Annotated in this window: 25 protein-coding genes; 11 read left to right on the top strand and 14 right to left on the bottom strand. The window is 33.3% G+C overall.

The annotated features are described in order from the left end of the window. Positions 1-34 precede the first annotated feature (34 nt). The 7 genes from KVT27_RS22175 to KVT27_RS22145 form a co-directional block, all read right to left on the bottom strand. Positions 35-1,318: a histidine--tRNA ligase gene (locus KVT27_RS22175; RefSeq protein ID WP_217581954.1), complete on the bottom strand. Its 1,284-nt coding sequence runs from the start codon at positions 1,316-1,318 to the stop codon at positions 35-37. A 258-nt stretch (positions 1,319-1,576) separates the two neighbouring features. After that, complete coding sequence (locus tag KVT27_RS22170) at positions 1,577-2,002, bottom strand: MarR family winged helix-turn-helix transcriptional regulator (RefSeq protein WP_217581953.1); 426 nt, start codon at positions 2,000-2,002, stop codon at positions 1,577-1,579. Then, a complete protein-coding gene (locus tag KVT27_RS22165; RefSeq protein WP_031416684.1) occupies positions 1,992-2,270 on the bottom strand; it encodes a transporter suffix domain-containing protein in 279 nt (92 codons plus the stop codon). The genes KVT27_RS22170 and KVT27_RS22165 overlap by 11 nt, the downstream gene beginning before the upstream one ends. Positions 2,271-2,418: 148 nt before the next feature. Then, entirely contained in the window at positions 2,419-4,065 is a 1,647-nt protein-coding gene (locus tag KVT27_RS22160) for a DUF4179 domain-containing protein (RefSeq protein ID WP_217581952.1), read from the bottom strand. Then, positions 4,052-4,585: an RNA polymerase sigma factor gene (locus KVT27_RS22155; protein WP_036121504.1), complete on the bottom strand. Its 534-nt coding sequence runs from the start codon at positions 4,583-4,585 to the stop codon at positions 4,052-4,054. Before KVT27_RS22155 ends, KVT27_RS22160 begins: the two co-directional genes overlap by 14 nt. A gap of 355 nt (positions 4,586-4,940) precedes the next feature. After that, positions 4,941-6,302, bottom strand: a complete 1,362-nt coding sequence (locus KVT27_RS22150) for a TraB/GumN family protein (RefSeq protein WP_217581951.1) — start codon at positions 6,300-6,302, stop codon at positions 4,941-4,943. A 194-nt stretch (positions 6,303-6,496) separates the two neighbouring features. After that, positions 6,497-7,189 (bottom strand): stalk domain-containing protein, encoded by a 693-nt coding sequence (locus KVT27_RS22145; RefSeq protein WP_217581950.1) that lies wholly within the window; start codon positions 7,187-7,189, stop codon positions 6,497-6,499. Between the two features lie 365 nt (positions 7,190-7,554). Here KVT27_RS22145 and KVT27_RS22140 point away from each other — a divergent pair, with 365 nt between their 5' ends. Continuing rightward, positions 7,555-8,160, top strand: coding sequence for a TetR/AcrR family transcriptional regulator (locus KVT27_RS22140; RefSeq protein ID WP_217581949.1), 606 nt, complete (start codon positions 7,555-7,557; stop codon positions 8,158-8,160). 127 nt (positions 8,161-8,287) lie between these two features. After that, complete coding sequence (locus KVT27_RS22135; RefSeq protein ID WP_217581948.1) at positions 8,288-8,944, top strand: DJ-1/PfpI family protein; 657 nt, start codon at positions 8,288-8,290, stop codon at positions 8,942-8,944. 122 nt (positions 8,945-9,066) lie between these two features. Here the strand turns inward: KVT27_RS22135 and KVT27_RS22130 are convergent, their stop codons facing one another. From KVT27_RS22130 to KVT27_RS22120, 3 genes are read right to left on the bottom strand one after another with little or no spacing between them, the layout of a single operon-like run. Next, positions 9,067-10,341, bottom strand: a complete 1,275-nt coding sequence (locus tag KVT27_RS22130) for a coiled-coil domain-containing protein (protein ID WP_217581947.1) — start codon at positions 10,339-10,341, stop codon at positions 9,067-9,069. An 11-nt stretch (positions 10,342-10,352) separates the two neighbouring features. After that, a complete protein-coding gene (locus KVT27_RS22125) occupies positions 10,353-12,029 on the bottom strand; it encodes a beta-barrel domain-containing protein (protein ID WP_217581946.1) in 1,677 nt (558 codons plus the stop codon). A 13-nt stretch (positions 12,030-12,042) separates the two neighbouring features. After that, on the bottom strand, positions 12,043-14,235 hold the full coding sequence (locus KVT27_RS22120) for a peptidase domain-containing ABC transporter (RefSeq protein WP_217581945.1): 2,193 nt from the start codon (positions 14,233-14,235) through the stop codon (positions 12,043-12,045). Positions 14,236-14,508: 273 nt separating this feature from the next. Here KVT27_RS22120 and KVT27_RS22115 point away from each other — a divergent pair, with 273 nt between their 5' ends. After that, positions 14,509-14,760, top strand: a complete 252-nt coding sequence (locus KVT27_RS22115; protein WP_036148077.1) for a hypothetical protein — start codon at positions 14,509-14,511, stop codon at positions 14,758-14,760. Positions 14,761-14,965: 205 nt separating this feature from the next. Next, positions 14,966-15,202 (top strand): hypothetical protein, encoded by a 237-nt coding sequence (locus tag KVT27_RS22110; protein WP_036148078.1) that lies wholly within the window; start codon positions 14,966-14,968, stop codon positions 15,200-15,202. A 904-nt stretch (positions 15,203-16,106) separates the two neighbouring features. Here KVT27_RS22110 and KVT27_RS22105 read toward each other — a convergent pair. From KVT27_RS22105 to KVT27_RS22090, 4 genes are read right to left on the bottom strand one after another with little or no spacing between them, the layout of a single operon-like run. After that, positions 16,107-16,730 carry a response regulator transcription factor gene (locus tag KVT27_RS22105; RefSeq protein WP_036148080.1) on the bottom strand — a complete coding sequence of 208 codons (624 nt, stop codon included), beginning with the start codon at positions 16,728-16,730 and terminating at the stop codon, positions 16,107-16,109. Continuing rightward, positions 16,723-18,987, bottom strand: coding sequence for a sensor histidine kinase (locus KVT27_RS22100; RefSeq protein WP_217581944.1), 2,265 nt, complete (start codon positions 18,985-18,987; stop codon positions 16,723-16,725). The genes KVT27_RS22105 and KVT27_RS22100 overlap by 8 nt, the downstream gene beginning before the upstream one ends. Then, a complete protein-coding gene (gene comX / locus KVT27_RS22095) occupies positions 18,971-19,153 on the bottom strand; it encodes a competence pheromone ComX (protein WP_217581943.1) in 183 nt (60 codons plus the stop codon). Before comX ends, KVT27_RS22100 begins: the two co-directional genes overlap by 17 nt. Before the next feature lie 10 nt (positions 19,154-19,163). Next, on the bottom strand, positions 19,164-20,027 hold the full coding sequence (locus KVT27_RS22090; RefSeq protein WP_052059838.1) for a polyprenyl synthetase family protein: 864 nt from the start codon (positions 20,025-20,027) through the stop codon (positions 19,164-19,166). Between the two features lie 357 nt (positions 20,028-20,384). Here KVT27_RS22090 and KVT27_RS22085 point away from each other — a divergent pair, with 357 nt between their 5' ends. The 7 genes from KVT27_RS22085 to KVT27_RS22055 all read left to right on the top strand — a co-directional run bounded on the left by KVT27_RS22085 (position 20,385) and on the right by KVT27_RS22055 (position 26,674). Beyond that, positions 20,385-20,588 carry a Blp family class II bacteriocin gene (locus KVT27_RS22085; protein ID WP_237068846.1) on the top strand — a complete coding sequence of 68 codons (204 nt, stop codon included), beginning with the start codon at positions 20,385-20,387 and terminating at the stop codon, positions 20,586-20,588. A gap of 21 nt (positions 20,589-20,609) precedes the next feature. Beyond that, positions 20,610-20,855, top strand: coding sequence for a hypothetical protein (locus tag KVT27_RS22080; RefSeq protein ID WP_036148086.1), 246 nt, complete (start codon positions 20,610-20,612; stop codon positions 20,853-20,855). 1,020 nt (positions 20,856-21,875) lie between these two features. Continuing rightward, positions 21,876-23,480, top strand: a complete 1,605-nt coding sequence (locus KVT27_RS22075; protein WP_217581942.1) for an AraC family transcriptional regulator — start codon at positions 21,876-21,878, stop codon at positions 23,478-23,480. Positions 23,481-23,578: 98 nt separating this feature from the next. Beyond that, positions 23,579-24,556: an ABC transporter substrate-binding protein gene (locus KVT27_RS22070; RefSeq protein WP_217581941.1), complete on the top strand. Its 978-nt coding sequence runs from the start codon at positions 23,579-23,581 to the stop codon at positions 24,554-24,556. Beyond that, positions 24,557-25,603 carry an NAD(P)/FAD-dependent oxidoreductase gene (locus KVT27_RS22065; protein ID WP_217581940.1) on the top strand — a complete coding sequence of 349 codons (1,047 nt, stop codon included), beginning with the start codon at positions 24,557-24,559 and terminating at the stop codon, positions 25,601-25,603. A gap of 440 nt (positions 25,604-26,043) precedes the next feature. Further along, positions 26,044-26,229, top strand: a complete 186-nt coding sequence (locus KVT27_RS22060) for a hypothetical protein (RefSeq protein ID WP_217581939.1) — start codon at positions 26,044-26,046, stop codon at positions 26,227-26,229. A 277-nt stretch (positions 26,230-26,506) separates the two neighbouring features. Next, positions 26,507-26,674, top strand: coding sequence for a hypothetical protein (locus KVT27_RS22055; protein WP_217581938.1), 168 nt, complete (start codon positions 26,507-26,509; stop codon positions 26,672-26,674). Positions 26,675-26,736: the final 62 nt, after the last annotated feature.

Genomic DNA, 26,736 nt, shown 5'->3' with positions numbered 1-26,736 from the left:
TATAGCCAAATGAATGACTACATGCCTTTTCAATTTAAAATTTAAATGCAATTACTTCTTCCTTACCGCTTTGCATATTTTTTATTTTATACATATTTTGCGTGACCTCATCTTCTCCTAGGACGATAACCTGTGGTGTATTTTCCCGATTCGCTTTCTCCATTGCCTTTTTTACTTTTTTCCCACTAAGCTCAACTTCTACCTTATATTCATGTTGCCGCAATGCTGCTGCCAACTTCAGCGCTGACTTTTCTGTTCCAAGGGGAATAATATAAATATCCACAATCGGAACGTTTTGTTCGATTCTCCCTATAACCTCCAAGGCTGTATAAATGACGTCTAATCCAAAAGAAATTCCCACAGTGGCATACGATTGCTCCTCAGACCCCAAAAGGCCACCAATCGTCTGATCATAACGTCCTCCACTCCCAATACTCGAACGAATGGTTCCATCTGCTAAGAAGATTTCATAAATTGTTGCTGTATAAATTTCAAGCCCTCGTGCTAAAAATGGATTGAACGTACATTTCTCATTTAATCCAAGTGCATTTAAATAAGCTGTTAGCTCCACTAATTCCTGTATACCTTGCTGCAAAATGGTGTTTTGATTAGCGAACTCATTAAAATAGGCCATATTAATTTCAGGTCGCGCCTCTAAAAATTGCTTTATTTTAGTCATGCTGTTTTCAGAAATTCCCAATTCCCTCAATTCAGATAGCATTTTTTTTTGGTCTATTTTCTCAATTTTATCTAAAATTAAAATAACCTGATTCATTTGTTGCTGCTCTACTTCAAATAATTGCAGTAAACCAACTAAAAGCTTGCGATTGTTATATTGGATGTTAATCTGGAGATTAAGCCTATCAAATGCATCTATCGCCATCATCATTAGTTCCGCTTCAGCAGCTTGTGACGTCACCCCAACAATATCTACATCACATTGTGTAAATTCACGAAAACGTCCCGCCTTAATTGGCCCATCTCGAAACACTTTACCAATTTCATAACGTTTAAATGGCATCGTAATAGAGGGATTCATCGCTACTACCTTTGCAAATGGAATTGTTAAGTCATAGCGTAACGCCAAATCACGCTCACCTCTATCCGTTAGTGTATACATTTCCTGTAAGATTTCAGCACCACCAGCATATTTAGAAGCCATCAACTCCGTATAATTAAGAATTGGTGTCTCAATCGGCTTACAACCATAAGCCATAAATGTGTCTTCTAAAGTGCGTCGAATAGCACGACGAGTCACCTCCTGCTCAAGTAAATAATCTTGTGTACCACGTACATTTTGGTAATCCATTTTTTTCATCACTTTTGCCTCCTCATTTTTCGACAAATAAAAAAACCGTATTCGATAAAGCTCTCCATCAGCTTTATTTATACGATTACATGAGAAAAAGTCTTCCTATTCAATATTAATTAAATAATAATGATAGCAAGACTACTGACTATGATGATGTTTTGTTGTGCACGATTCGACAAAGTTGATTGTCATATGTATTCCCCCTTTTATGTTAAGGGATACTATAAGACAAAATGAAATAAATGTCAAATTATTTAGAAAATTTTATAAAAGTACATTTTTTAATTTTTCTAGTACCTCTAACACATTCACCAATTCCTCATCCGATAGATGTGCTTGATATTTTTTAGTGATTTCTTGATTAAACGCTTCACCTTCCTGCTTATACAACAAACCTTTCTCACCTAATTCAATCGAATAGCCACGCTTATCATCGGCGTGCTGCCTTTTTATAATATAGCCATCCTTTTCAAGCTTTGCTATCTGCTGGCTCACGGCACTTTTGGTAATCGTCATTTTCTCGGCTATTTCTGATGGTGAAATGGAAGGATGACGAATCACTAATGCCAAAAGGACCGCTTGCTGATTATTTAAATTGAACTTAGTATAGTCTCTTTCCATTTTCTCAAGAACAATCCAAATATCTTCAATTGTATGATTAATTTGCTCTGCTACATTGTTAGTCTTCATTTTTTTGAGTATCACCTTTTTCACGCCATTTTTTAGGATTAAGATAGCTTTTAAATTTGTTAGCTACTTCTTTCCCGACAAGTAAAGCGCCCAACCAAAATAAGATTTCAGCTACAATGATGCTACCTGGAATAATACCTGCTTTTACTTTCGTAGGAATAGGTGTGAATGGTGTAATAATTGGAATTAACCACAACGAAAGTGAAAAAATAATAATCCCGATACCCAATTTATAGGCAATGGACTTTTGTTTTTCGATAGAGGGCATACAATGATTCTCCTATTTAATAATTTAGTTAAGTTAACTTAATTATATATTAAATATTATTGTAAGTAAAGCAATTATGGACATAATGAGTAAAAAACCCCATCTATTTGAGTTTTGATTATCCAAATAGATGGGTTAATTTGCATCCTTATTCTCCTATTATTAAAGGTATACGGAGTTCTTCATCAGGTTGTTGCGTTGTATAATTATAAATATAAATATCAAGCTCTTTCTCCTTAAAATTTTTATATTCATCCATTTGCTTATTATTATTATCACCAAGTATACCTGCAAATATTGGCATACCATAGTTTCGATCTTTATGATCAAGATAATAGGTCTGAGTGACACCGCCAAATGTAGGATCCGAGCTAAAGGATTCAATATAAAGATTATTGTCCTTCATGTAGTATGTCCATGTAATTGGATATTTTCCAACCATCGACGTTTTACTTTGAGGTTTCTCTGTTATATCAGTTAAGCGTATCGGTTGTAGATCACCATCAACTATATCAACACGATGTTTAGCAACCAATGTCATTGTTTTATCCACCAACGAGGAAACATCTACCCCTGTCAGTTCAAAACGGAGCTCTGTTTTATAAGGATCGTTTTCTTCATCCCACCTACCTCCATCTAAAGGTACTCCCCCAATATTTAGCTGATAATCTTTGTAAGGAATATGTGCATACTTCTCTTTATGTTTCAGTATTAAACGTACTTGTGTTGGTGTAACTTTCATTTCATGAATAACTGTTCCATCAGGTGCATTTTCTAATGGAATATTAACAACTTTTTTAAAAGATCCTTTTTTTAATTTTTCCTTGGACAAATTCATATCAATACTCCAAGTATTTTCTGTAATACTTAATGTATGTTCGTATATTAGATTGAACTGTGTCCCTTTCGCCCGTAAACTTTCTGAGGAGAAAATTTGCTGACTAAAGTATTCACCTGTAGCTCCTGGTGTTCCAAAGACTGGTGTCCCCACGTCTTGAATAGGCTGGTTCTTATCATTGACTGCTTTGATACGCACCCATTTATCCTTCATGTTTGAATCTGTAAACGTAACAGCCGAGTGAAGCATTACTTTTCCCTCTGGTTGCTCAAATATTTGTAATGTGACATTATCAACTCCATCCTTTTGAATGGCGAAATGCTGCGTATTAAAATCATTAGGATTATAACTAATAGATTGCTCCTCATCACCTATCGCATAAATATTCTTTATTGAAAAATTAATATCTGATAGTTGATCCTCTGCAACCCAGTCTGTCTCGAAATATCCTTGGAATAGACCAAGATCTTCATTCCATTGATGTACATAATTCCCTTTAATCAAATCACCCTCAAAGTTTTCAAATCCAATTTGATCAAATCTAATATTATTTCCATCCCAAGTGGCATCAGGCTTCAAACTATATAGAAGGAAAGTTCTATTATCATCAATAAACGCTGTGTGTACCGTTAACGTAAATCCGTCCTTCGTAATGGATTGCTCAATCGTCTGGCCTAAACCTTGCGCTAATGCCGATTGAATACCAGCTCTATATGAAAGAATGTTTGACCAATCATAATTCAGGGCTGCATAAACTGGCGTGGCCATTAGCGCGACAGCTAGTCCAGCCACCAAAGCGAATTTCTTTCTTCTGCGGGGCCGTTTTTCAATCGTTTCACCTTCGGTAATTTTTAACTCATCTTGTTCAATAGAGCTCCACATTTGTTCGAAATCAGGATACACCATATTATGATCTGCCTTCATACCTTTTTTCAGCTTCTGTTCAGTGCGTTCCAAATTGATTCTCTCCCTTCAACCATAGATTTTGATTTTGTTCCAATTTTTTGCGTATTATTTTTAATGCTTTATGCAGCCTCGACTTTACTGTACCTACAGGAATTTTTAACGTTTCTGCGATTTCTACTAACGACAATTCACCGATAAAACGAAGAGTAACAACGGCCATAAGCTTTTCTGGCAACTGCTTGAGCAATTCCTCCCATTCCTCCACAGCTACCTTCTCCATTACAATTGTGTCTACAGACTTAACCAATGCCGTATTCTGCTCATGTAGAAGTTGAACCTGACCTTGTTTTTTCAATTGAGCTTGCTTTCTTTTTAACAAGTTTAAGCATTGGTTCATCGCAATGCGCATAATCCAAGCACGTATATGCTCAATGCTTTTCCAATCCTGACGGAACACGGTGACAAATACATCATGGCAGAGATCTTCCGCATCTTGTGCATTTCTTAGCATGTAGTAACAGGTACGGTATACATCCTTATTGTATGAATCAAATAATTCTCGTTCTGTCAATCTGAGTCACTCCTTTCTGACTGTTCTACTTTATAAACAAATGACTACTAGAAATGGTTCATCTTTTTTAGAACTTCCTTGTTATGTAATTCAATTAAAAACCTCAAAATGAAAACAGATGGCATTAGAGAGGTCCATTATAGGACATCAAACCATCTGTTTTTAGCTTGTAGACCGCAATAAGCAGCGACATCATTGGGTCTAGAAATTTCTGTTCCTTCATATTTCCGCTGATTACGGTAGTTATTTTACAAAAAAAGTATATCTTAAGATAATGATAGCTAGCGATGATTGTCGGTGCAACTAAAAATGACAACCCTAGCTAATTTCATAGCTTTGGGTTGCCTTTATATTTTTATTGGTAAAACGGGCTTACATCGTATCCGTTTTGCTCCAAATGATAGCGAATGTTTTTATCTACTAGGAAATGTCCTGATCCCACTACAACAAAGTACTTCCCTTTTTTCTCTTCAAGAACATTCATGATTTTCTTGGCCATTTGCTCGTCACGTAAGCCGAAAAGCATTTCATTGAACTCAGATGATGTTCCCTCCATTGCTTGGAAGCTTTTTGCGAATTCTTCCACATTCCCTTGCTGCCAGCTTGTAAACCATTCTTGAAGAATTTCGGATTGATTTTCTTCAGATGGATTGATGATATTATCCAGCACAGCGACTAATGACTGCTCCTGTGCCTCTGGTGACAATGCATCAAACATATCTACCTGCGCTCTTGTACCTTCTAATTCAATCACTGGCTTTTGCTGCAACTGTGCGTTCAATAAAAAGTATATATCAATCCCGTGCATTGTCATTTCTTGTGGCGTCATTCCAAAGGAATCGTCCATTGCCAGCATTGATAATGCACTAGAAAGCATCCATGGCTTTTGTACTGTTAGTTCCTCCATTGGAAGATTGTAAAGCTTTGCGACTTGTTCTAACTTTGCATATGTTTCTGGTGCAACATTATCTTTTAATGTTTTGCCATCTGTATACATTGCTTTTTCTGCATAGTATTCGAGTGCTTCCGCATCCAGGATATTCGCCTCTACTAATAGTGCATCCGATTCATTGAATGCCTTTACTAGTTTGTTATTGAATGGATATAAATCGGGTGTTCCTAGATGAATGGAACCTAGTAAGTATACAAGTGTATCCTCATCCTGAACAACCCAAGCTACTCCGTTCGATCCTTGCTCTGCTAGCGCATATGTACTCTGAATGAAACGCACAGCCAATATTACAGCCTGTTGAGTCGTTGCCTTGCTCTCCAACTGTAATCCGTTTGCTGAGCCTTGTAATATATGATGCTCTTTCATAAATTGAATAGGATCTTTACCAACCGGTAAATCATAACGCGCTACAATATTATATAAACGTTTTACAATATCCCCTCGTGTGTTATCATTCTTCACACTCACTGGTTTAAATTGTTTGTTTTCATCTAAACCTAGAGAAGCAATTTTCTTTTCTGTTAAAGCTAATAATTCATTTACTTTATCTACCGAAATTTCTTGAAGGAAACCATCGAAATACCATTCCATTGGAAAGATTCCGTATTTTTCTCCCTCATTTAATGTTTCTATTGCCCACTCGCTAATTGATGGTGTTAAAGGTAGTGACTGCTCCTCCGCATGGATCACAGGTACAACCGTTGTCAGCATCAATGAAGCCCCAAGCAAAATAGCGCTTGTACGTTTCATTATCTTTTTCATCATAAGATTTTCTCTCCCTTTTTCTACTTCCTTACCTACAACGTTTGAAATTATACCATAAATAAACCAACTATTTTATACGTAAATGTGAAAAAATTTACAAAAATGTATTGACTTTAATTATGTCTGAATAGTTATTTCATCCCATTAAATAAGACGATGACACTCGTTCTTGTCATCGCCTTTTAATGTTAAGCTTATCGAGTAAATATAGGATCCACTATACCTAAACCACTGCCTTCAATTTCAAACTTCACTTTTGAAGCACCTTCTAAATTTACATTAACCTTTATCTTATCTTTTATCGATCCGCTATCATAAATCAATTTATTATCTGCGTAAATTTTCATATAGCCTATGCCGAAAGAACCTGCCGCTAGCTTTTTAACAGGCGCTAGGTATGTTTCAAATGATTTATAATTTCCATTAGCCATGTATTCAACTGTATGATCTTGTACAGCCCCACCGCCGTGATAGCCACCTAGTTGATAGGATTGTTCAAACTTTTCTCCAGTACTAATAACGATAGAGCTTGGGTTATGGAAGAAATGATCTTCATCACTCCCAATAGGCTTTACATCTTTTAAAGAGATGAAGATTGGAGCCTCACCAATATAAACAGATTTTGATTTACCATCCCATGTCACCTTTTTCCCTAAGGACTCAGCAATAAAACGCATCGGCACATAAGTAGTTCCTTCATAAATAAAGCCAGATTGACCCTCTTTTGGCTTTTTCTCAACCTTATCTACATAGTAATGAATCGTATCTTGAGAAACATTGATCTTTTTCAAACTGCTTGCTGCCTCTGTCGTTGAAAGGTAGGTAAAGGTTAAACCTCCTAATATAAAAAAGCCTAAATAACTCGTAATGATCAGTAGTTTTTTCATAGAGCACACTCCTTAATATATTTATATGTAATTATACCAAAAATTTCATATAAATATTTCAATATATTGTTTAAAATAGAAAAAAATCCTGCAACTCATATAGTAAGTTAAAATTGACGCAAATCACGCATACTTTCTTTTGAGCATACCCAAGATAATTTTAATTTCTCTATGCGATGAAAAATTTATATTGTAGGATATCCTTGCCATCAAGAATTCAACCCGTCTTGTGACAAAAAACACCGCAATTTAAATACAACTATCCTCTCCTTGCCTTTACTATTAATGTTTTTCTAGACACAGACTTTTCATTTTCAACATTGTGCTATACTGATTTTATCTTTGTGCAAAATGGAGGAAATTCAATGAATAAAGAAGATCAAATACGTGATCTTATTATCCAAACTTCTCTAAGTTTATTTAATAAAAAAGGTTACAACCAAACTTCTATTCAAGATATTATGACTGCCACGGCATTACCTAAAGGTGCCATTTATAGACGTTTTGAAAATAAAAATGACATAGCCATTGCTTCCTTCACCCATTCTATGAAGATTATTTGGGATCATTATTTTGATGCAATAAAGTCTAAAATAACAGCGACAGATAAAATCATTGCTATGTTTGAGGTTTATCAAGATGCAGTTCATACCCCACCAGTTGATGGTGGATGTCCGCTACTGAATACAGCCATTGAAAGTGATGATGGATTCCCAGAACTACATGAGTTAGCTGCTAATGCACATAAAGAAACCCTACTTTTTTTACAATCAATCATTGAAGAAGGAATACATGCCAAAGAATTTAGCCAGCATGTAAATGCTCCTTCCCTAGCATCTTTTTTATTCTCTACTTTAGAGGGTGCTGTCATGTCTAGTCGTTTAGCTTTAAATAACGATCATATGAATCATAGTATTGAACAGATCACATACCTTTTACAACAGTACGCACCAAAGAACCAAGAGGTTTAAAATACAAGACCTCTTGGTTTTCACTAAAATGTAATAATTATATTGTTGAAAAAAAATGCATTTGCGTTTACGATTATCTTTCGGACCGGACGGTTCGGTCCTAATATGTTTTAAAGGAGAGATAGTTTTGGAAATAGCAATTTTACTTTACGATGGGATTACAGCTTTGGACGCAATTGGTCCATACGAGGTATTTGCAGCTACACAGCAATGTCATGTGAAATTTATTGCTAAAGATAAAGGAATGATTAAACTAGATTCAAAAATGGGCTTTTTACATGCAGACTATAGCTTTTCTGACATAACTTCTGCCGATATTCTTATTGTTCCTGGCTGTAGTCCACCTAACTTCAAAAATCCAATGAATGATGAAACAACCCTCAATTGGATTCGTAACATACACCAAACAACCAAATGGACAACAGCTGTGTGCAATGGCTCTCTTATTTTAAGTGCAGCAGGTCTATTAAAAGGAATGAAGGCAACTAGTCACTGGGGTTCCTTTGATATCCTACAATCCCTTGGAACTATTCCAACAGATGAAAGAGTTGTGCGCCAAAATAAAATGGTCACAGCAGCTGGCGTCTCTTCTGGTATTGATATGGCTCTACAACTAGTTGCATGGGAATTTGGTGACGACCTTAGTATGGGAGTTCAGTTAATACTGGAATATGATCCACAGCCCCCATTTGATACAGGCTCTGTGCAAAAAGCACCTCAGCCTTTAGTTGAAGATATAAAAAAAATGCTTCATGCATTTTCAGAGAAAGAGCCTGATCTGTAAACTAATAAAAAGAAAAATACTACAGCAACCAAAAAATCGTATAAGGGTAAATAATTTTACCTTCATACGATTTTAATTAAATTCACTTTTAATGGTTTAACTAACATAAAAACTATTAAAAATTACATAAAATATCCATTTAATGCCTGTGTATACTTTTCGCTTAAAATATAATAATTGAATTTATATATATTAATTTCTGATTCAATACGCTGAATATCTCTATCTATTCTTTCCAACTCTGCACTAGTAATTACTCCAGCACTATATTGTATTTGTAAATCCTTTTTATCTGCAATTAAAGACGCTTTAGTTTCCTGCAAATTATTCATTTGTAAAAACATTTCTTCTTGTTCAAAGTAAAACTTTTTGATTTTTACTTTTAATTCCTTTACTAGATTATCTTTTTCATATTTAGCTACTTGCCATGTTTGGTAATAATAATCTTTTAAATTTGTTTTACTAGACTCAGCACTAGTGTAGTTTTTCTCTGCTAACAAAATATCCTCTTCTAATTCCCGAACATTGAATATTTTATACATTTTACTTTCCAGTTCCATTATTGGTAATCTATTAATTTCTTTATCAATTGATTGCAGCTGAAGCATTCGATTATAAGGCAACCCAACCTCCAATTTCAGCTCCTCTAAATAAAAATGAAAGGCTCTTACTTTTTCATCAAGCTGCTGGTTTAATTTTTTAATTTCCCGCTCTTTTTTCTCAACATCCTTTTTGCTCGTTAACCCGTGTTCTGCCATTATCCATAAATCTTCGATATCAGAATGAATATACGATAATTCTTTCTTAAGTTGCTTAATTTCAGCATCAAGTAATAAAAGGCTAATATACTTTTGAGAAATATATTGTTTAATAGCCTCTCTAGTTTTTTCAATCCCTATATAATTTTTACTTTTATTAGCATCGATTACTTTAGCAGCATTATTCAATTCTTCGCGTTGCACTTTTATCTTTTCTTGTAGTTCCTGATTTCTTATAACCTCCTTACCTTCTAATAATTGATTCAGTGTTGTATTAATTAAAATTTGTGTACCGATCAATTGTCCAATCGCCTCTTTTTCTTCCTCTGCTAATTGGTTAAAATCTGGATGCTGATGAAGAAAATACTCAGGATTTGTAGGAAGTAAACTTATAGTTGGATTATGAATATTATCTAACTCTTTTAATTCATCTTGTATATTCTTGTGTTGTGAACTTAACGCCTTAATTTTAGTTTCTAAAAGTTTTATATTCCCATGATTATTTAGTGCTAATTCTACTGCCTTTTCAATTGTAATCGTTTCTATATCTTCTGTTTCTTTCGCTTGAGCTGCTGTAGATACGCAAAAAACACATAATAAAATGCCTAAAAAACAAGGTACAATTAATTTTAAGTCCATATTTTATACCTCTAGTCTATAAGATTAACTTTCTCTAAAAGATAGTGTAGAATTTTTTTAGAATCTGCAATGACAGAGGCTTCAACTGTCATACCTACCTTAACTTCACCTTTTTCTCCTTTTTTATTGCTAAGTATTTTAGTTGTAAGAGATGCTTCCACTGAATAATAACTCAAGCCATTTTCACCAGTCACTGAATCTGGACTAATTGAAGAAATTTCTCCTGATAAATAACCAAAATTTTGTTTTGGAAAAGCTGAAAAGTGAAAATTAACCTTGTCTCCTATTTTGATTTTACCTATTTCTTGATTAGGCACCGCTAAAGTAACTTTATATTGGGATTCTTGATCAGGAATTATAGACAAAATTGGTTCTCCAGCTTGAAGAAATTCTCCAACATTAATTTCCTTAATAACATTTATCGTTCCACTTGTAGATGCTTTAACTGCACCTTTATTTGAAGAAATTTCTAGCTGCTCAATATTTTCTTGTATAGTTTTTTTCTTTTTCTCTGCCTCTTCAATTTGACTATTTATTTCTACAACTTTATCTAGCTCAAACTTTTTCAGTGTGACTTGTACCCCCTCATTTAGTAAGCCTTTTTGGTTGTCTATATCTTGTATACTCTCTGCTAAATGTTGCTTTTCTAGATTTAGTCCATCATTATTTATAATTAAATCTGTTACTTTATCCAAACCTTCTATATCCGTTTTCGTTTGCTTTAGTTGGTTTTCTAAAGTGTTAATATTTGTATCTATATCCAGGATTGTGTTATTAATAAATTTTTCTAATTCTAAAGAGGCGTTTTCATACTGCATTTTTTCGTTTTCAATCTGTGCCTTTGGAACAAAACGCTCACCTAATTCTAAAGATCTGTTATATATTTTTTCATTATCATTCATTATTAAAGTTAATTGATCCAATTTTTTTTGATAATTAGCCAATCGAGAATTGCGTACTGAATCGCTTGGGTCTAAATAATTTTGTTTAGAAATTATTGATTTTTTTAGTTTTCTCTCGTTATCTAAATCAACATTTACTTGATTGATTTTATTTTCTAGTCCCCCTTTTTCTACCTCATACTTATTTTTTTCATCTTTGAAAGTTCTTTCATTTTCTCGTATCTTAATATCAGTCATTTGGCTAGATTGCTCTAAAGAATTTCTTTTCTGTTCCACATCAATAGAATTACTTTGAAAGTCTATTTCTAGCTGCTTATAATTCGCAATATATTGATCTACCAATTTTAAATATTTAAATTCATTCTCTATTGATTTGGAAAATTGATTCTTTCTTTGTTGAATGCTCACCTTGTATTTGTTCAGAAGGTTTAACTCCACCTCAATTTGTCCTAATTCCGCTTTTCTATTCGCTAGCTCCTTTAAAACTTCCTTTTGTTCTATTGAAAATAGTAAATCTCCTTCTCTTACTTTTTGACCCTCTTTTAGATATAGCCCTTGAACTTTCCCATTTATTGGAGACTGCGCTGTATGTACTTTCTCATTTGGACGTACGATGCCATTAGCTTTTGCAACAGTATCTATCTCACCAAAGTAACTCCAAGCTAATGCACAAATTAATATAACTACCAAAATAGAAATAAAGATTGATACGAATGGATGTGGTTTGGATTCTAAAATCTCTCGACTATCAGTTAACTCATTTAAATTACTTATTTTTATTCTCATCTACTATCACCTTTTAACTAGTAACTAACTCTATTTGTTCATTTGCACCAGCAATTTGATTTCTCCAAAGTTCATAATACCTACCTTTACTATTCAGTAATTCTTCATGTGTCCCTATTTCAATAATATGCCCCTGTTCAATCACACAAATCTTGTCGCACTTCTTAATAGTGCTTAATCTATGCGCTATAATAATTGTGGTAACTCCAGAACAATAGTCATCGATGGTCTCTGAAATGTCTTTCTCAGTGATGGAGTCCAGGTTACTTGTTGCCTCATCCAGTATAAGAATATCCGGTTTTTTTAAAATTGCTCTTGTAATGGAAAGACGTTGACGTTGTCCACCTGATAAATTGGATGCATTTTCCTCAAGAACCGTACTATAACGTAAAGGTAGAGTATTAATAAAATCATGAGCTTTCGCAATTTTTGCCGCATCCACAATATCCTCAAGTGTCACATCATTATCTGTCCCCAATGATAAATTTTCTTCAATTGTGCCGCTAAAAAAGAAACTCTCTTGAGAAACATAGGCAATCTTCTCACGCAATTTGTGAAAATCTAAATCCTGTAGATTATTACCATTAATTAAAATTTCACCTTTTTCAGGCTGATAGAAATTTAAAAGAAGCTTTGCTAAAGTTGTCTTTCCGGAGCCACTTTCGCCAACAAATGCTACCTTTTCCCCCTGACCGATAGAAAGGTTCACATCTTTTAAGATTAGACTTCTTGTGCCATACCTAAAATCAACCTTTCTAATATCTATATCGCCTTTTAGATGTTGAGGAACCATTCTTTTTCCTTTATGCTTCTCTTCTTCAGTTTCTAAATCAAGTATTTCTCCTAATCTTTGAGAAGCAACAATAGCGGATTGAAGCATTGGCTGTAAGTTAACTAAGTTTTGCAATGGCGTTAAGAAGTAGGCTAGTAATGCATTAAAGGCTATTAACTGCCCCGCTGTCATATTTCCTTTTAGAACTTGATATGATCCTACCCATAATATGACCGTCCCACTTACTAGACCTAAATAATTCTTCAAAGAGTTTTGATAATTATCAATTAGCCCATGCTTAAAAGTACTTTTTAAAAATTTAATAAAGCGTTTTTCAAGTTCATCTTTTGTTGCTTTTTCGGCATTATAAGCTTTAATAGTTTCGACTCCATTAAGCGATTCTACAAGATAGGCATTTAATTGAGCATTTTCTTCCATCTCCCTACGATTAATATTTTCATAGGCTTTTTTAAATACCCATACAATCAGAATATAAATCGGAACCATAATCAGCGTGATTCCAAATAAAAACGCATTCTGGGTATACAATATAATTGCACCAACTATTACCATTACAGTATCCAATACAATTGATAAAGTAGCTCCTGATAATGCCTGCCTAACTTTAGAAGCATCAATTAGTCGAGAAATAATTTCTCCTATTTTTCTTGTACTAAAAAAATTCATTGGTAAGTTTAAAACGTGACTGTAATAGCTTAGAATTAGTGAAATATCAAGCTTCTGGCTTATATGTAGTAAAAGATAGTTACGAAATGCATCAAGTATAATTTGGAATGTATATAGTAAAAGTATCCCTAAAGAAATAATATGCAATGACTTTTCTAAATTAAAAACAAGAATATCGTCTATTAATAATTGAAAATAAAATGCACTTGCAATACCAAGCATAGTATATAAAATTGAACTAATAATTATTTGGAAAAATAGCCATTTTTGCGGTTTTAACAAATGAATGAAACGCGCTAAAAGTCCTTGTGTTTCATCACCTCTTTCAAATTTGACTGATGGTATGAGTAGTACAAGAACGCCTGTCCATATTTTAAAGAACTCTTCAGGTGAATATTTCACAATTCCTTTTGCAGGGTCAGCAACAATAACTTCCTTTTGGGATATTTTATGTATAACTATATAATGTAATAATTGGCCATCTATAATACAATGCGCAATAGCTGGTAAGGGAATTTCCTGAAAAAGACTCGTAACATCCCCTTTTACAGCCTTCGCAGTAAATCCAATTTTTTCAGCTGCTTTTATCAAGCCTAGTATATTAGTCCCTTGTTTATCTGTCCCAGCTACTTCTCTTAGTTGGGAAATAGGTATTTTCAACCCATACTGCTTAGAGACGGTCGCTAAACAAGCAACCCCGCAGTCCTTTTGATCATATTGTTTAACACAAACATATTTTTTAAACATCTACCTTTATACCTCAATTTCATTTATTAAACATTGAAGGTGATAACGCAATTTCCTTCATCTACTTATACTCCAACAGAATACTATTTCTAATTATTTATTTTAGTCAGGTTACACATAAGTACAATTGCGTGATTTCGCATAAATACAATTGCGGAAACACGCAATTGTATAATTTGAAATTAAAGTATACCGTTTATTTATAGGCAGATATTTAACTTAAATTTTAGATCTTTTGCCTTTAAACAATAGATTGAGAGTGAGGTATTAGTTTTGGAAAAAACATTTAAATGTTTATCATCTGAAGAATTGTTAAGTATTGATGGAGGAGGAGCATACTCTGATTTTATGAAAGAATTATGGGTAGGCGGCGGATCCACAGTAGGAGGTCTTATTGGCGGTGCTATTGGGGTTGGATCATCTGGTTCAATAAAAGATGCTCCTGTAAAAGGTACCGCAGGTGGTGTTACTGGTGCGGTAGCTGGGGGTATTATAGCCGGCAAAATTTGGGACGCACTTCATTAATTAGATAAATAATAATCACACGACTGCTAATTAGAGAGGATCGATCACAAAATGTAAGTTACCACACAAACCTTTTACGAACGATGAATCTCTCTTATTTAAGCTTCAAAGTTTCTCACATTATTTTCCAAGCTTTTTTGGAAGCTGGATTAATTAATATTAACAGCATTTTTTAAAATTTATTATTTAAAAAGGAGTTATGTGCATGAATGTTTTAAATGAACAAGAATTAATGGCTATAAATGGTGGTGGGCTTGTTTCAGGGATAGCCGGAGGATTGCTAGGTGGAGGAGCAGGGTTTCTAGGAGGTAGTGCTGCAGTTATTGCAGGATATACTACAGGAAACATGAATGGTGAGAAGGCTAGAGCCATAATTAAAGATACTACTATGGGATTTGCTGGTGCTGGTGCACTAATTGGAGGAATATCCCCTCTACCATAAAAAAGTAATCCGATATTTAAAAAATTTGGAGAGGACATTTATAAACAAATTCTCCTTTATAAATGTCTAGTAAAATCCTTTGTTTAAAATCCAATATCTATGATTAGGTTCTGTGACTAAATTCTTTTAAAGAGTTTAGTCCTTTATTTGTATCTTTATTTCCTAAAAATATTTCATATTCTTAATTAAGAATATCGGTTTTTTTTAGTAGAAAAGTCTATTATAATTTACTTCTTTTATTTGGATTATTATAATTAGGATTATTTTTAAATAACACACAATGTGCCTTATTTTGGATTAATCCATTCACCTATAACATTGCTTCTTCAATTATTATTTTTAAATTAACTTTTACTCTTTCTTAAATTAGTAAATCGATTTATTTATATAATTACACTGCAAAATCATAATGAAAACATGATTCCATATAATTAAATTTCGGAATCACACATTTAAAAAGTTGAATAGAATTATGAAATAATTAAAGGGAAGTTATACAAAAAAATATATTAAAGGAAGATGTGAATGCAGACATTCTGGCGGACAGCCATTTCGGTAGCCATAGTAGTTGTCATTATCGGGATTAATTATATTATTTTTGAGTCTGGTACTTTTCGAATAATACTCAATAGTTTATGTTTGTTTATTGTGTTGCTCTACAATCAACTTAGGCCACCTGAAAAAAAATGATAAGAAATTATCTTTATTGCTAAAATGATTCATGGTATATAAATACATTTTTTTTTACATATCAAGATTATGTTTATAGAAGAAGGATTCCTTCATTATCTTATAATTGGAGTCCTCCTTCTATATTTAATTATTAATTATTATCTTTTATAAAATTAATCTAATTAGGAAGAGTAGTTAAAAGTCAAAATTTGTTTTGTACTACCCCCCATTTTTAAATTAAATTCATCTCCTTCGCTTTTATTACCGCTTCGGCACGTGTCCCAACATTTAACAGCATATAGATTTGAGATAAATTATTTTCAATTGTCCGTTGCTTTACACCCAGTTCAAGCGCAATTGCCTGATTCGTATATCCTTCCATTACTAGCTCGAGTATTCTTTTTTCTCTGTTATTGAAGCGTAATATTTTTTTGATAGAGTTCCCTGAATACCGATCATTGACATAATCAATAAAATTTTCAGGAAGTAACATCTCCTTATTCATAGCTGCGTAAATGGTTTTTAAAATCTGGTCTTTTATTGCTGTTTTTGAAATCACATTATTAATTTTCTTTTCAATAATTAAAGAATAGTAATCTTTAATATTATCACCTGTATATAAAATTACAATTGAGGATGGATACTTCTCCTTCACTAATTCAGCAAGCATTAGACCACTGCAAGCACCGAGATTAACGTCAATTAAAAAAATATCATACTCTTTTTCTTCAATAATTTTAGAGAATTTTTCTACATCATTTAATGTATCAATTAAAATGTCTGTTACTTCACTAAAAAGCTTTTTACTTCCATCTAAAATCATGGGATGATCGTCTACTATAAGTAGTTTAATCATAAGAATCTCCTTCCTCTATTTTTATATGAACATGCATTCCTTCATCAGGAGCTGACTCAATTTGGATAAAACCGTTATAAGCATAAATACGCTCTATTATTCCTTGGAGTCCCATAGAATTTTTCCGTTCACTTTCGGACAAATCGCAGCCTACACCATTATCCAAATACACTAACTCAAAGCCAGTTAATGTCGAGTTAAGTTGTATCTTCACATAGGTTGCTTGTGCATGCTTTATCGCATTGTTTAACAGTTCTTGTACTGTTCGATAGATTAGTAAAGGAAATTCAGCATTCTCTATTTCTATATCTTCAATTTCAAGAATCATAGCAAAATCCGCACGCTGATCTACCTCTGCGAATAACTTATCTAGTGCAACCTGTAAACCTTGCCTTTCCAGTAATGGTGGCTTTAATTTTTCACAATAATAACGTAATTTTTGATTAAGCTCGACTAAATATTCACGTTGTTGTTGAATAAGTTCTTGTATTTCTTTTGGTTCTTGCTTGCCATGAATCATATCTATCTCTCTAATTAGATGGATTTGTTCTTGTAAAATCGTATCGTGCAACTCTTGAGCGAGCTGGTATTTTTCTTTTTCAAGCTGTATCCAAACAAATTTCTTTAACCATGAAGGATACTGTTTACCTGGCTTTTGTATACTATCTAATTGTTTAAATAAGTCTTCTACTAATTGCGTATTTTCTATAAAATTACTAATATAAATGATCAACAGCTCTAGACATAGCAATTCTTCTCGTTTTAAATAAATTTTACCTTTATCTTCAATAGTAAGAATGTATTTTTGATCGAATGTTTGATGCAAACAGCCTATATAAATATCACCTATTTTTTTTATCTCCCCTAAACTTAATTTTTCAACTGTATTAGTGTTAAAGTCAGGGACTGATGGTAAATCATTTTTTATAACTGTGCCATCAACTAAGATATAAATATTGATATCACTAACAGCTAATTGCTTTGATAGTTCCTCAGTAAAACGATTTAATAATTCCTCAACAGATGTTACTTTAATAATTCGTTCTATGGTTTTATGTACGACATGAATATAATCTCCTTTAGGAGAATATAATAGCCTACGATTCGCATAATCCATCTTTTCTTTAAAATATAGTGCAAATCCTAGTAATACAAAAACGAATAAAAAGATATAAAATAAATCTACTATATTTATATCAATAGTAAGATATATCCCTGTACATATTAAAGCTGCTAAAGTTAAAGAAAACAAACTGTAATTACGTATCTTTGAAATTTGATAATCTAAATCAAACAACCGCTCAGGAAATTGCACAAGTAGTAAAGAAATAGGGATAACTAATAAAAACAAAGCGCAAACCGAAGATGATATTATATATTGTTTAAATAAAAGAATCGGTAAAACGTAGAGAAGTACAAACGGGAGGAATGGTACTATCAAACATAAAAATAATAGCATAAATTGTTGCTTACGATATCTTATGTAAGACATACCCATAATAAAAATAGCATAAAGTATCAGAACACAAAATATAACTAAAATTAGGATTGTATTGAATGTTCTTATCAAAGGATCAACCATCTCACATAGTGTCAATATACCAACAATACAAGTAAATCCATATAAGACTATTTTATTCACTATAAAAGTGAAATGAATACTTAAAGATTTAAGATAATTATATAAAAAATGAATTAATAAAATTAAGCTTAATATTAAACCATTACTTATTATAAATATGCCTAAACTATCTAATCGAGTAGAAGCTCCCACACTGCTATAAGTCAATGAAACTGTCAGTATAAATAAAATAAAGATGCCCAAAGATTGAAAGGTTTTTCTTTTATATGTATATAAATAAATACTTAACATTAAATTGATAAAGAAATAAACTAATGGAATAATGAAAGCATGCATAAATTGATATGGCAACTCTGAATACTTAATTTGTATAGTCTTTAAATTACCCTGTGAATCTTCTAACAAGATACTATTTGCACTTCTTATCATATATTCTTTGGTGTCTTTTCCTGTTTCTATTTCTTTATTATCTACCTCTAAAATAGTTTCCCCTTTTTCTACATCATTGAGGTTTGCCCACTCAGGATAGGTAAAATTCTTTATGACCCAACCATTATGTACTCTTTCTACTTCAATGCCGATCAACGGATATCTGAAACTGATAGATAACATATATACGATCACTAATGTATAGCTAATAATCGTAAATAAAAAGGCACTATATTTTATCTTCATCCACTGCCCCGCGCCATCCAAGCCCTCTAAAATAGATAGGCTCATTAAATGCTTCCAAAATAGCCTGTTGCTCTCGTGTTGTAACACCTAATAATGACAATTTGTTTTCTTTTAAGGAAACAATTAAACTAGGATTTTCTAATAAATACTGAATTAATTTTCTCAAATTACAACCCTCATTCCATCAATTTCTCTAAATATAGCCTACTTTTTCTGCTAAATGGCATTATCTTTAATAAATCTAGTGCTTTAAATTTAAATGTATTTTTTAATGCAACGGTATAATGGATAGCTCCGTTATTCATCAAAGCATCTTCAAAAATTTGATTATCTAAGTATGCCGTAGTACCTGAATAATAATCTGTTAAAATTTTTGAATACTCCTCACTTTGTTCAAATAAAAAAATAATAGGTATGGAAAATTTTTTATTTAGCAAATCATTTTTCTTATTCCACATGTTTAAATCCTCAATATCATTTTTTATTTGTTGAATAACACCTATATAACTTGAATACTCTTCTACACAGGGTTCATATTTACCTAACGCTAGAACCGTGCCTAACTGACTACTTAAGGCAGTCAATGATCCAGATTTTAAAGTAATCATTTCTGTATAGCTTTCTTCAACTCTACAATTATTTAATAGATCTAAGTGTTGTCCGTTAATACTTCTTAAGACAAAATCGTTTAAAACACCTATAGCTATTTGTTTATGAGTAAAGGAACTTTCACTTATCAGCTTTATAGCTAAAAAAATCATGGCTAAAGTTGCATTCATAGCAAAAGCAGGTTCATTGCACCAGATATAATCTGAATCATTGTCTTGTAAATCATCTATTATATCAAAGCTTAAAATTATTAGTTCAATAGCGGCGGCTATCTTTATAATTTCCAAGTTATCATCTTGGGCAAATTCTTGATAGTGAATCATACAGAGATGCCCAAAAATCATATGAGAATCTTTTTTTTCATCAATATAATTTAAAATGTTAGTTCTGAAAGACTCATGGAAATCTTCCGATAAAACTAATTCTTTCATTTCTTTAAATATTTTGTTTTGATACAGCAAATCCACCCATCACCCACTTTTAAAATATTTACATTTCATTATAAACGTCTAACAACAAAATGGAATAGTAAAATTTTGTTATCGCTTTTAATATTTTGCTATATTTCTAAAATAGGTAATCGAAATTTAGGTAAAAATTACATAAAGAATGCTAATAAATTGGTGTTAATTCCCCCTAAATAGAGCTACATTCTGTAATCAACTGTGTGATTACGCAATTGATACTTTGCGGAATTACACAGTTGTAAATATAACCCAAAAAAAATAATATATGTTTAAACGTATATGTTAATTTGATACCGATTACTAGAAAGGTGGTGAATACATATGTTAGGGATGAACGAATTATCTGAAGCAGAGTTAATCGAAATAGATGGCGGTGGCCTGAAGAATGAAATCTGGAATACAATTCAGACTTCTGCAGGGTTTGCGACTGTTGGTGGCCTTGTTGGTGGTCCGGCAGGAGCAGTAGTAGGAGCTCATTACGGAGCTGTTGCTTATATTATTGGGTATGCGATTGATAAAAAATAAATGTAAAGGAGAGCACGATACATGAGAGACTATTGTTTTGATGCAAATTTAATTGAATTGTCTAATGATGAGTTACAGATTAGTGGAGGAGGCGCTGCATCTTCTGTTCTTAATTTTTCTACAGGTGCAGGTCTTGGCGCGACAGGTGTTGCTTTAGTACAAGGAGCAAAAAAAGGGGCTCAAGTGGGTAGACTTGGTGGACCTTGGGGAATTGCTGCTGGTGCCGTAGTAGGTGGGGTAGTTGGAGTATGGTTAGGTAGCGACTAACTAAAATAAATTTAGTTTTGACTTTTTGATTATAATTTAATAATTTAATTACATAGTTCTAAGTAATTGAATTTAAATTTTTATTTGTATCATCCCCTTTTAGTAATCTGTGTTATAGACATTTGTTTGAAATGGCGAAACACTTTGCTTTTTGGGGATTTCATTTACTTGGGCTAAGATTTGAAAAAATGTTTCAAATTTGGATAGACATACAGAAACATAAATTGGAAATTAGAGGTGGTGAACAATTTTGATTAATAGGAAAGCTATACTTATCCCGTTACTAATCTTATTTATTACTCTTTTACGCCAAGTAAGTATTCACTGGGGAGAAAAAACAACCATATTTTGGTTTTATTTATTTGGAGTAATTTTTTTGGCCATCATTTTTCTATACCAATTACTTCTAACAAGAAGAAAGAAAGAACGATAATACCGCAAACAATATTGATAGGAATACAAGCTGTTAAGTTTAGTTAAGTCCCTTTTTCGATAAATCTATATATTACATACATAAGAATCACTTATTTTACATTTGATTGGTTAAACAGTATAGACACTTAGTATAAAAATAGCACCACTCAGCTTATGTACATATATACTGTTTACTAGTTAGTGTTTAATAAAAACAAATTTCTGCATTTTTGTTCAGACTCAGAAATGAGTGCCAATTAACGAAAAAGTATCTAGACGTTAGAACAAAAATAAGTTTTTGCACACGCTTGATCTCTATCTCCTATTTATGAAGAAATACCTTATACACAAACGGAAAATTATGCTGATGGTGTTTACAATCACACGATGCAGATTCTATTGAGGCTTTACAATGATGTACAAAATGAAAAAATTGAAAAATATTATTATTATTTTAAAGTATTAACCACAACCATTAATGCCCCTTCTATACCTCTCATAAAAACACCTCCTTAACCAGAGAGGTGTTTTCACTTACCGTTTTATGACGTTTGTTGTGACATTCCGTAGTATACTTTTATCACAACAAACTAAAGGAGTACATAAATGCTTGATTCTAATCCTAATTGGCTGGCACATTGCACAGAAATAAAAGATTTAGCCCAATCATTATTTCAAAATTCGACGATACATCTTGATCGTGCGGCTCTCTTATTGATTACGGATGGCCAAACCACTCTATCTATTAATGGTCACAATGAGCATATTGTATTTGGGCATTTAATCGCCCTTGAAAATGATGCCGTTATCCAACTTACACATACAAATCGACTTGATTTTTCGGGCTATTTAATTAGCTTTGAGCTATATGATACAGAAGTCAAATCAACCTGTAATTGGTCTATCGATACAACAAATGGTTACTATATTCACCGAGTGCCTGAAACGGTCATCGCAGATATTCGTATATCGCTCGCTATAAATATAGATCATCTCCATGTCACTATTAAACAATTTATTTTATACAGCTTGTTGAAAGAATTACAACAAGAGAGACCAATAGATGAATACACGCTGGAACAAAGAATGAAACATACCGTTATTTATATGCAAAAGAAGTATAATCAAATGATGACAAGAGATGAATTGGCAGCTATCGCTGGATATAGTCCATGGTATTATTCAAGAAAATTCATTGAGTTATATGATAAGACACCGATAGCTTATTTAATTAGTTATCGTATTTTCCGCGCACAGGAAATGCTATTAACAACAGATGATTTATCACAAAATATCGCAAAAAAAGTGGGCTTTGATGATGTGCAAAACTTTAGCCGACAGTTTAAACGTATTGTTGGTCGCCCACCTAAGCAATACAAAAAGACCATTAGTGAATATCGTGTTTGCTTTCTCTCACCTGCACATGCAGAAATTGCGATAGCATTAGGTGTTGTACCTAATTGTGTTACTGTGACTAACGCCCTAACTCCAAAGTATCAACAACTTCTTTTTCAGGAAGTCGGTACAACCATTTTAGAAATGCCTCAATATGTGATTCAACAGGACATAATTGTACAACAACAACCCGATTTAATTATCGGTGTCGACTTAACAGAGGAGACAAAACAGCAGTTCCAAACTATCGCCCCTGTTATCACTGGACTAACCTATGATTTACATTCACTCATCCGCTATTTTGGTAAATTGTTCCACAAAGAGAAGGAAGCTGCACAAATCATTCGCGAACTTACAACATATGTAGAGGTTCTAAAAAATAAAATACAACATCATATAGTAAAAGATGCTACTATCCTATACTTACGTGTGGAGGAGCTAGGTTACCGCTATCTCGGTGAATCTTCTAGTGACTCGGCTATTCTTTTATATCAGGAGCTGGGCTTGCAAATACCTGAAGGATTGCGTGCAAATGCAAACAGTTTCAACATATGTTCCTTACAACAATTAGTGGCTGCCAATCCTACATATTTATTTATTGAAAAACGCATAATGAACTATTATACCGCCGACTTAAGCCTAGCTACTTTACAAAATAGTGAGCAGTGGGCAAATTTAGATGCGGTGAAAAATAACCGTGTTTTTTATGTGGATACTGGTTTATGGATTAACAATTGTAGTGTATTTGGCAAAAGGGAGATTATGCAACAGATTGAACAAGCGATTTTAGGGAGTTTTTGCTCTAGAACACAATAATCCAATTTTTAAGGCACTTTACGCCATAGTAGGGTTTAACATTACCTGTTATTATTTGATAGTGATAATCATTATCAAATAAAAAGGAGCAATAATCCATGAAAAAAATGACGCCCTATATACTTCTTATACTAGTTGCTTTAGCTTTAGTTGCTTGCTCAAGTACTAACAAAGAAAGCGGAAATGAAGAAAAGGATCCAAAAGAAAAAAGCGAGCCTACAACACGTGTTATAAAAGATGCCTACGGTGATGTCACTATCCCAAACGAGCCTAAAAATATATTAGTTCTTAGTTCTAACTATGCTGAAAACCTAATTGAAATCGGTGTAACGCCTCAAATGGTGACAGTCGTTGAAGAAATTGAACCTGAATACCGCTTTAAATTATTCGATGACAACCATGTTAAAATTATTCCAACTGTGCAATATGAAGACAATTTAGAAGTTATTCTTCAAGCAGCACCAGATGTCATTATTGCTCAAGGCGCAGCTATTGATGCTAAAAAATATGAAGCATTAAGTAAAATTGCCCCTACGGTAGCTGTTGAAGCCGGTGTTGCAATAGATGAATATGTACCTGTGCTTGGTGAACTGTTCAATAAAGAAAAAGAAGCAGAGCTTGCTCTACAGAAGTATAGAGACAAAATAGCAGATACGAAAGAGAAACTACATCAGGCTATAGGTGACGAAAAAATTCTTGTATTGCGTGTAGAACAAAATCAATATCGTGTGTTAGGCACTGAAAAGGGTAGTCCTGGTAGTGACATGTTATATACACAACTTGGATTAAGTATTCCAACTAAGCTGAAGGATCATCATGATTGGTTCACGCCTATTTCCTTAGAAGTTTTACCTGAGATTGACGCAGACCATATTTTTGTCGAACAACGGCAAATGCAAAATTATAGTAGTGAACAATCCATGAAGGATTTAGAGAATAGCCCAATGTGGCGAGGAATGGATGCCGTAAAGGCAGGCAATGTTTACCCATTAAAAACAGCTGATTATGTTGTAGGTGAAGGTTTAGTTGGCTCTCCACTTTTCCTTGATTATTTAGTTGAAAGGTTGGTGCCTTAAATGCAACAAGAGATTTATGATGTAATTATTATCGGTGGAGGCCCAGCAGGCATGTATGCTGCCTTTTACAGTGGCATGCGTGAAATGAAAACAAAAATTATCGAAGTAAAGCATGAACTAGGTGGATTTATGCGTACCTATCCCGAGAAATTAGTTTGGGATGTCGGTGGTATTGAGCCTGTTCGATGTGAAGAAATCATTCATTCCTTAATCAAGCAAGCGACGACATTTAATCCAACAATCGTCTTTGGCCAAGAGATTGTTGGCATGGAAAAACGCGATGATGGCATTTTCGTCTTAACAGCAAAAACCGGCGAGAAACATTATACAAAAACGATTATTCTAGCTACAGGACGAGGCATTACACGCATTCAGAAATTAACGGTAGAAGGCGCTGACCGTTATGAACTAAACAATCTTCATTATACAGTAACGAACATAAATAGATTTAAAGATAAACGTGTACTCATCTCTGGTGGAGGCGACTCAGCTGTAGATTGGGCTATTGAAATGGCTCCAATCGCCAAAGAAGTGTATGTCGTGCATAGACGTGATGACTTTAGTGCCTTTGAATCTTCTGTAACGCGCATGAAATCTATCGTCACAACCTTCGTTCCCTACACGGTTTCTCGTTTACATGGTAATGGTAATAAAATCGAGCATGTCACATTACAGCATGTTCATGCAGATGATACAACAAATATTGAAGTAGACGAAGTACTTGTCAATCACGGGTTTGACCGAAACTTTGGTGGCGCCATTATGGATTGGGGCTTAGCTTCTGAAGAATGGGGCATTTCCGTTACACCAAAAATGTGCACTAGTATCCCCGGCATCTTTGGCGCAGGCGATATTGTAACGAACGAAGGGAAAATAAGACTGATTGCAGGAGCATTTAATGACGCGGTCCTCGCTGTAAATAGCGCCAAATTATACATTGACCCTACAGAAGCAAAAATGGCAGGCGTTTCTTCCCACAACGACCGCTTCGCTGAAAAAAATGAAGCGCTACAACAAAAGAATAAAGCTGTAACTACACATAAGTGATCAGTTACTATCTTCCCTGTTAGGTATAATCTAATGGGGATTTTTATTGAAGATATCTATGGAATTACAGTCCACTATACGGCTGTCAAAGGCTATAAAAAGAGCTGGGTCCCCTTGCTTCTATACTTACGAATTTTTTTAAATACCATTGATACAGCAATGATTTGTACGGTATGAGTGGTTTCCTTCAGCTGCCCCTTATACAGCCTGTGAATGTTAGTATCAGACACCCTATATTTTCCTTTTCCCTAATGTATTTTTGAGGATTCTAAACATCATCAATCTCCTCTTTGAAGGTCAAAAGCATAATCATCTCTAAATCATGATGAGATTAAGTTTAGCCTTTATAAATAGAAAACAACAGCTTAATTACTTTCATTTTACATATTTTAAAATAATTAGTATATTTAATAAAACTTTTTTATTAGGAGGTAATTATTTTGAAAACATTTGGTGCACCCTATTCTTATATGTTAGTAGCTTTGGCTTCCTTAATTGGACTAATTAATTATTTTAATAAATCTACACTATTAATAGTTTTACTAAGTATCAGTTTAATAGGTTCATTATTTCTAATTTATTGGGATAGAGATAGATTACACAAAAAGAGAAATAATGGAAAATAGTATTTAAGTTCTATTTAAATAATATAAAAATATAATATAATATAATATAATAATATATGTAATTATATTACATATAAGAAGGAATATAGTTTTTATGGTTTTTATGAAAATTTGTATGACTGCTTGTTGTTCAGTATTACTTGCAGGTAGTGTTACTCTTGGTCTAGAGAGTGCAAATGCGACTGCACTAGAAAATAGTTATGAGGACCAATAGTTAAACGAGTTAGGCATATCAGAGAACAGTGATTCTTACAAATTATTAATTGCAATTGATAAAATGCCTGCGGAATTAGTAGAACAAGAAGCTGGAATGATTGCTGAGTGGATTTCTAATGAATCAGGTATTGAGGTTATTGCTCAAGGAGATAACTTACTATTCCCAACTCTAATGAATGAGGTACCTCAAATAGCTAATGAAACTGAAATTCCATTAGTAACAACTTAAGCTTCTTGGACAGATATTGCAAATTGTGCAGGAGCCATAGGAGTGGCAATTTTTGCAAATGC

Origin of the sequence: Lysinibacillus sp. GbtcB16, from assembly GCF_019091145.1 — a bacterium.
Classification (GTDB): Bacteria; Bacillota; Bacilli; order Bacillales_A; family Planococcaceae; genus Lysinibacillus; species Lysinibacillus fusiformis.
The sequence above is the reverse complement of the archived record's forward strand: the minus strand, read 5'-3'. Positions and strand labels throughout refer to the sequence as shown.

Excerpts from the sequence above, each read along its gene's own strand:
- KVT27_RS22145 (WP_217581950.1), bottom strand. The coding sequence starts at position 7,189 with ATGAAAAAACTACTGATCATTACGAGTTATTTAGGCTTTTTTATATTA.
- KVT27_RS22125 (WP_217581946.1), bottom strand. The coding sequence starts at position 12,029 with ATGAGAATAAAAATAAGTAATTTAAATGAGTTAACTGATAGTCGAGAG.
- KVT27_RS22090 (WP_052059838.1), bottom strand. The coding sequence starts at position 20,027 with ATGAAAGAATTAGTTTTATCGGAAGATTTCCATGAGTCTTTCAGAACT.
- KVT27_RS22055 (WP_217581938.1), top strand. The coding sequence starts at position 26,507 with ATGCCTGCGGAATTAGTAGAACAAGAAGCTGGAATGATTGCTGAGTGG.
- KVT27_RS22100 (WP_217581944.1), bottom strand. The coding sequence starts at position 18,987 with ATGAAGATAAAATATAGTGCCTTTTTATTTACGATTATTAGCTATACA.
- KVT27_RS22170 (WP_217581953.1), bottom strand. The coding sequence starts at position 2,002 with ATGAAGACTAACAATGTAGCAGAGCAAATTAATCATACAATTGAAGAT.
- KVT27_RS22110 (WP_036148078.1), top strand. The coding sequence starts at position 14,966 with ATGAATGTTTTAAATGAACAAGAATTAATGGCTATAAATGGTGGTGGG.
- KVT27_RS22105 (WP_036148080.1), bottom strand. The coding sequence starts at position 16,730 with ATGATTAAACTACTTATAGTAGACGATCATCCCATGATTTTAGATGGA.
- KVT27_RS22080 (WP_036148086.1), top strand. The coding sequence starts at position 20,610 with ATGAGAGACTATTGTTTTGATGCAAATTTAATTGAATTGTCTAATGAT.
- KVT27_RS22175 (WP_217581954.1), bottom strand. The coding sequence starts at position 1,318 with ATGAAAAAAATGGATTACCAAAATGTACGTGGTACACAAGATTATTTA.
- KVT27_RS22075 (WP_217581942.1), top strand. The coding sequence starts at position 21,876 with ATGCTTGATTCTAATCCTAATTGGCTGGCACATTGCACAGAAATAAAA.
- KVT27_RS22120 (WP_217581945.1), bottom strand. The coding sequence starts at position 14,235 with ATGTTTAAAAAATATGTTTGTGTTAAACAATATGATCAAAAGGACTGC.
- KVT27_RS22165 (WP_031416684.1), bottom strand. The coding sequence starts at position 2,270 with ATGCCCTCTATCGAAAAACAAAAGTCCATTGCCTATAAATTGGGTATC.
- KVT27_RS22140 (WP_217581949.1), top strand. The coding sequence starts at position 7,555 with ATGAATAAAGAAGATCAAATACGTGATCTTATTATCCAAACTTCTCTA.
- KVT27_RS22070 (WP_217581941.1), top strand. The coding sequence starts at position 23,579 with ATGAAAAAAATGACGCCCTATATACTTCTTATACTAGTTGCTTTAGCT.
- KVT27_RS22085 (WP_237068846.1), top strand. The coding sequence starts at position 20,385 with ATGTTAGGGATGAACGAATTATCTGAAGCAGAGTTAATCGAAATAGAT.
- KVT27_RS22150 (WP_217581951.1), bottom strand. The coding sequence starts at position 6,302 with ATGATGAAAAAGATAATGAAACGTACAAGCGCTATTTTGCTTGGGGCT.
- KVT27_RS22130 (WP_217581947.1), bottom strand. The coding sequence starts at position 10,341 with ATGGACTTAAAATTAATTGTACCTTGTTTTTTAGGCATTTTATTATGT.
- KVT27_RS22065 (WP_217581940.1), top strand. The coding sequence starts at position 24,557 with ATGCAACAAGAGATTTATGATGTAATTATTATCGGTGGAGGCCCAGCA.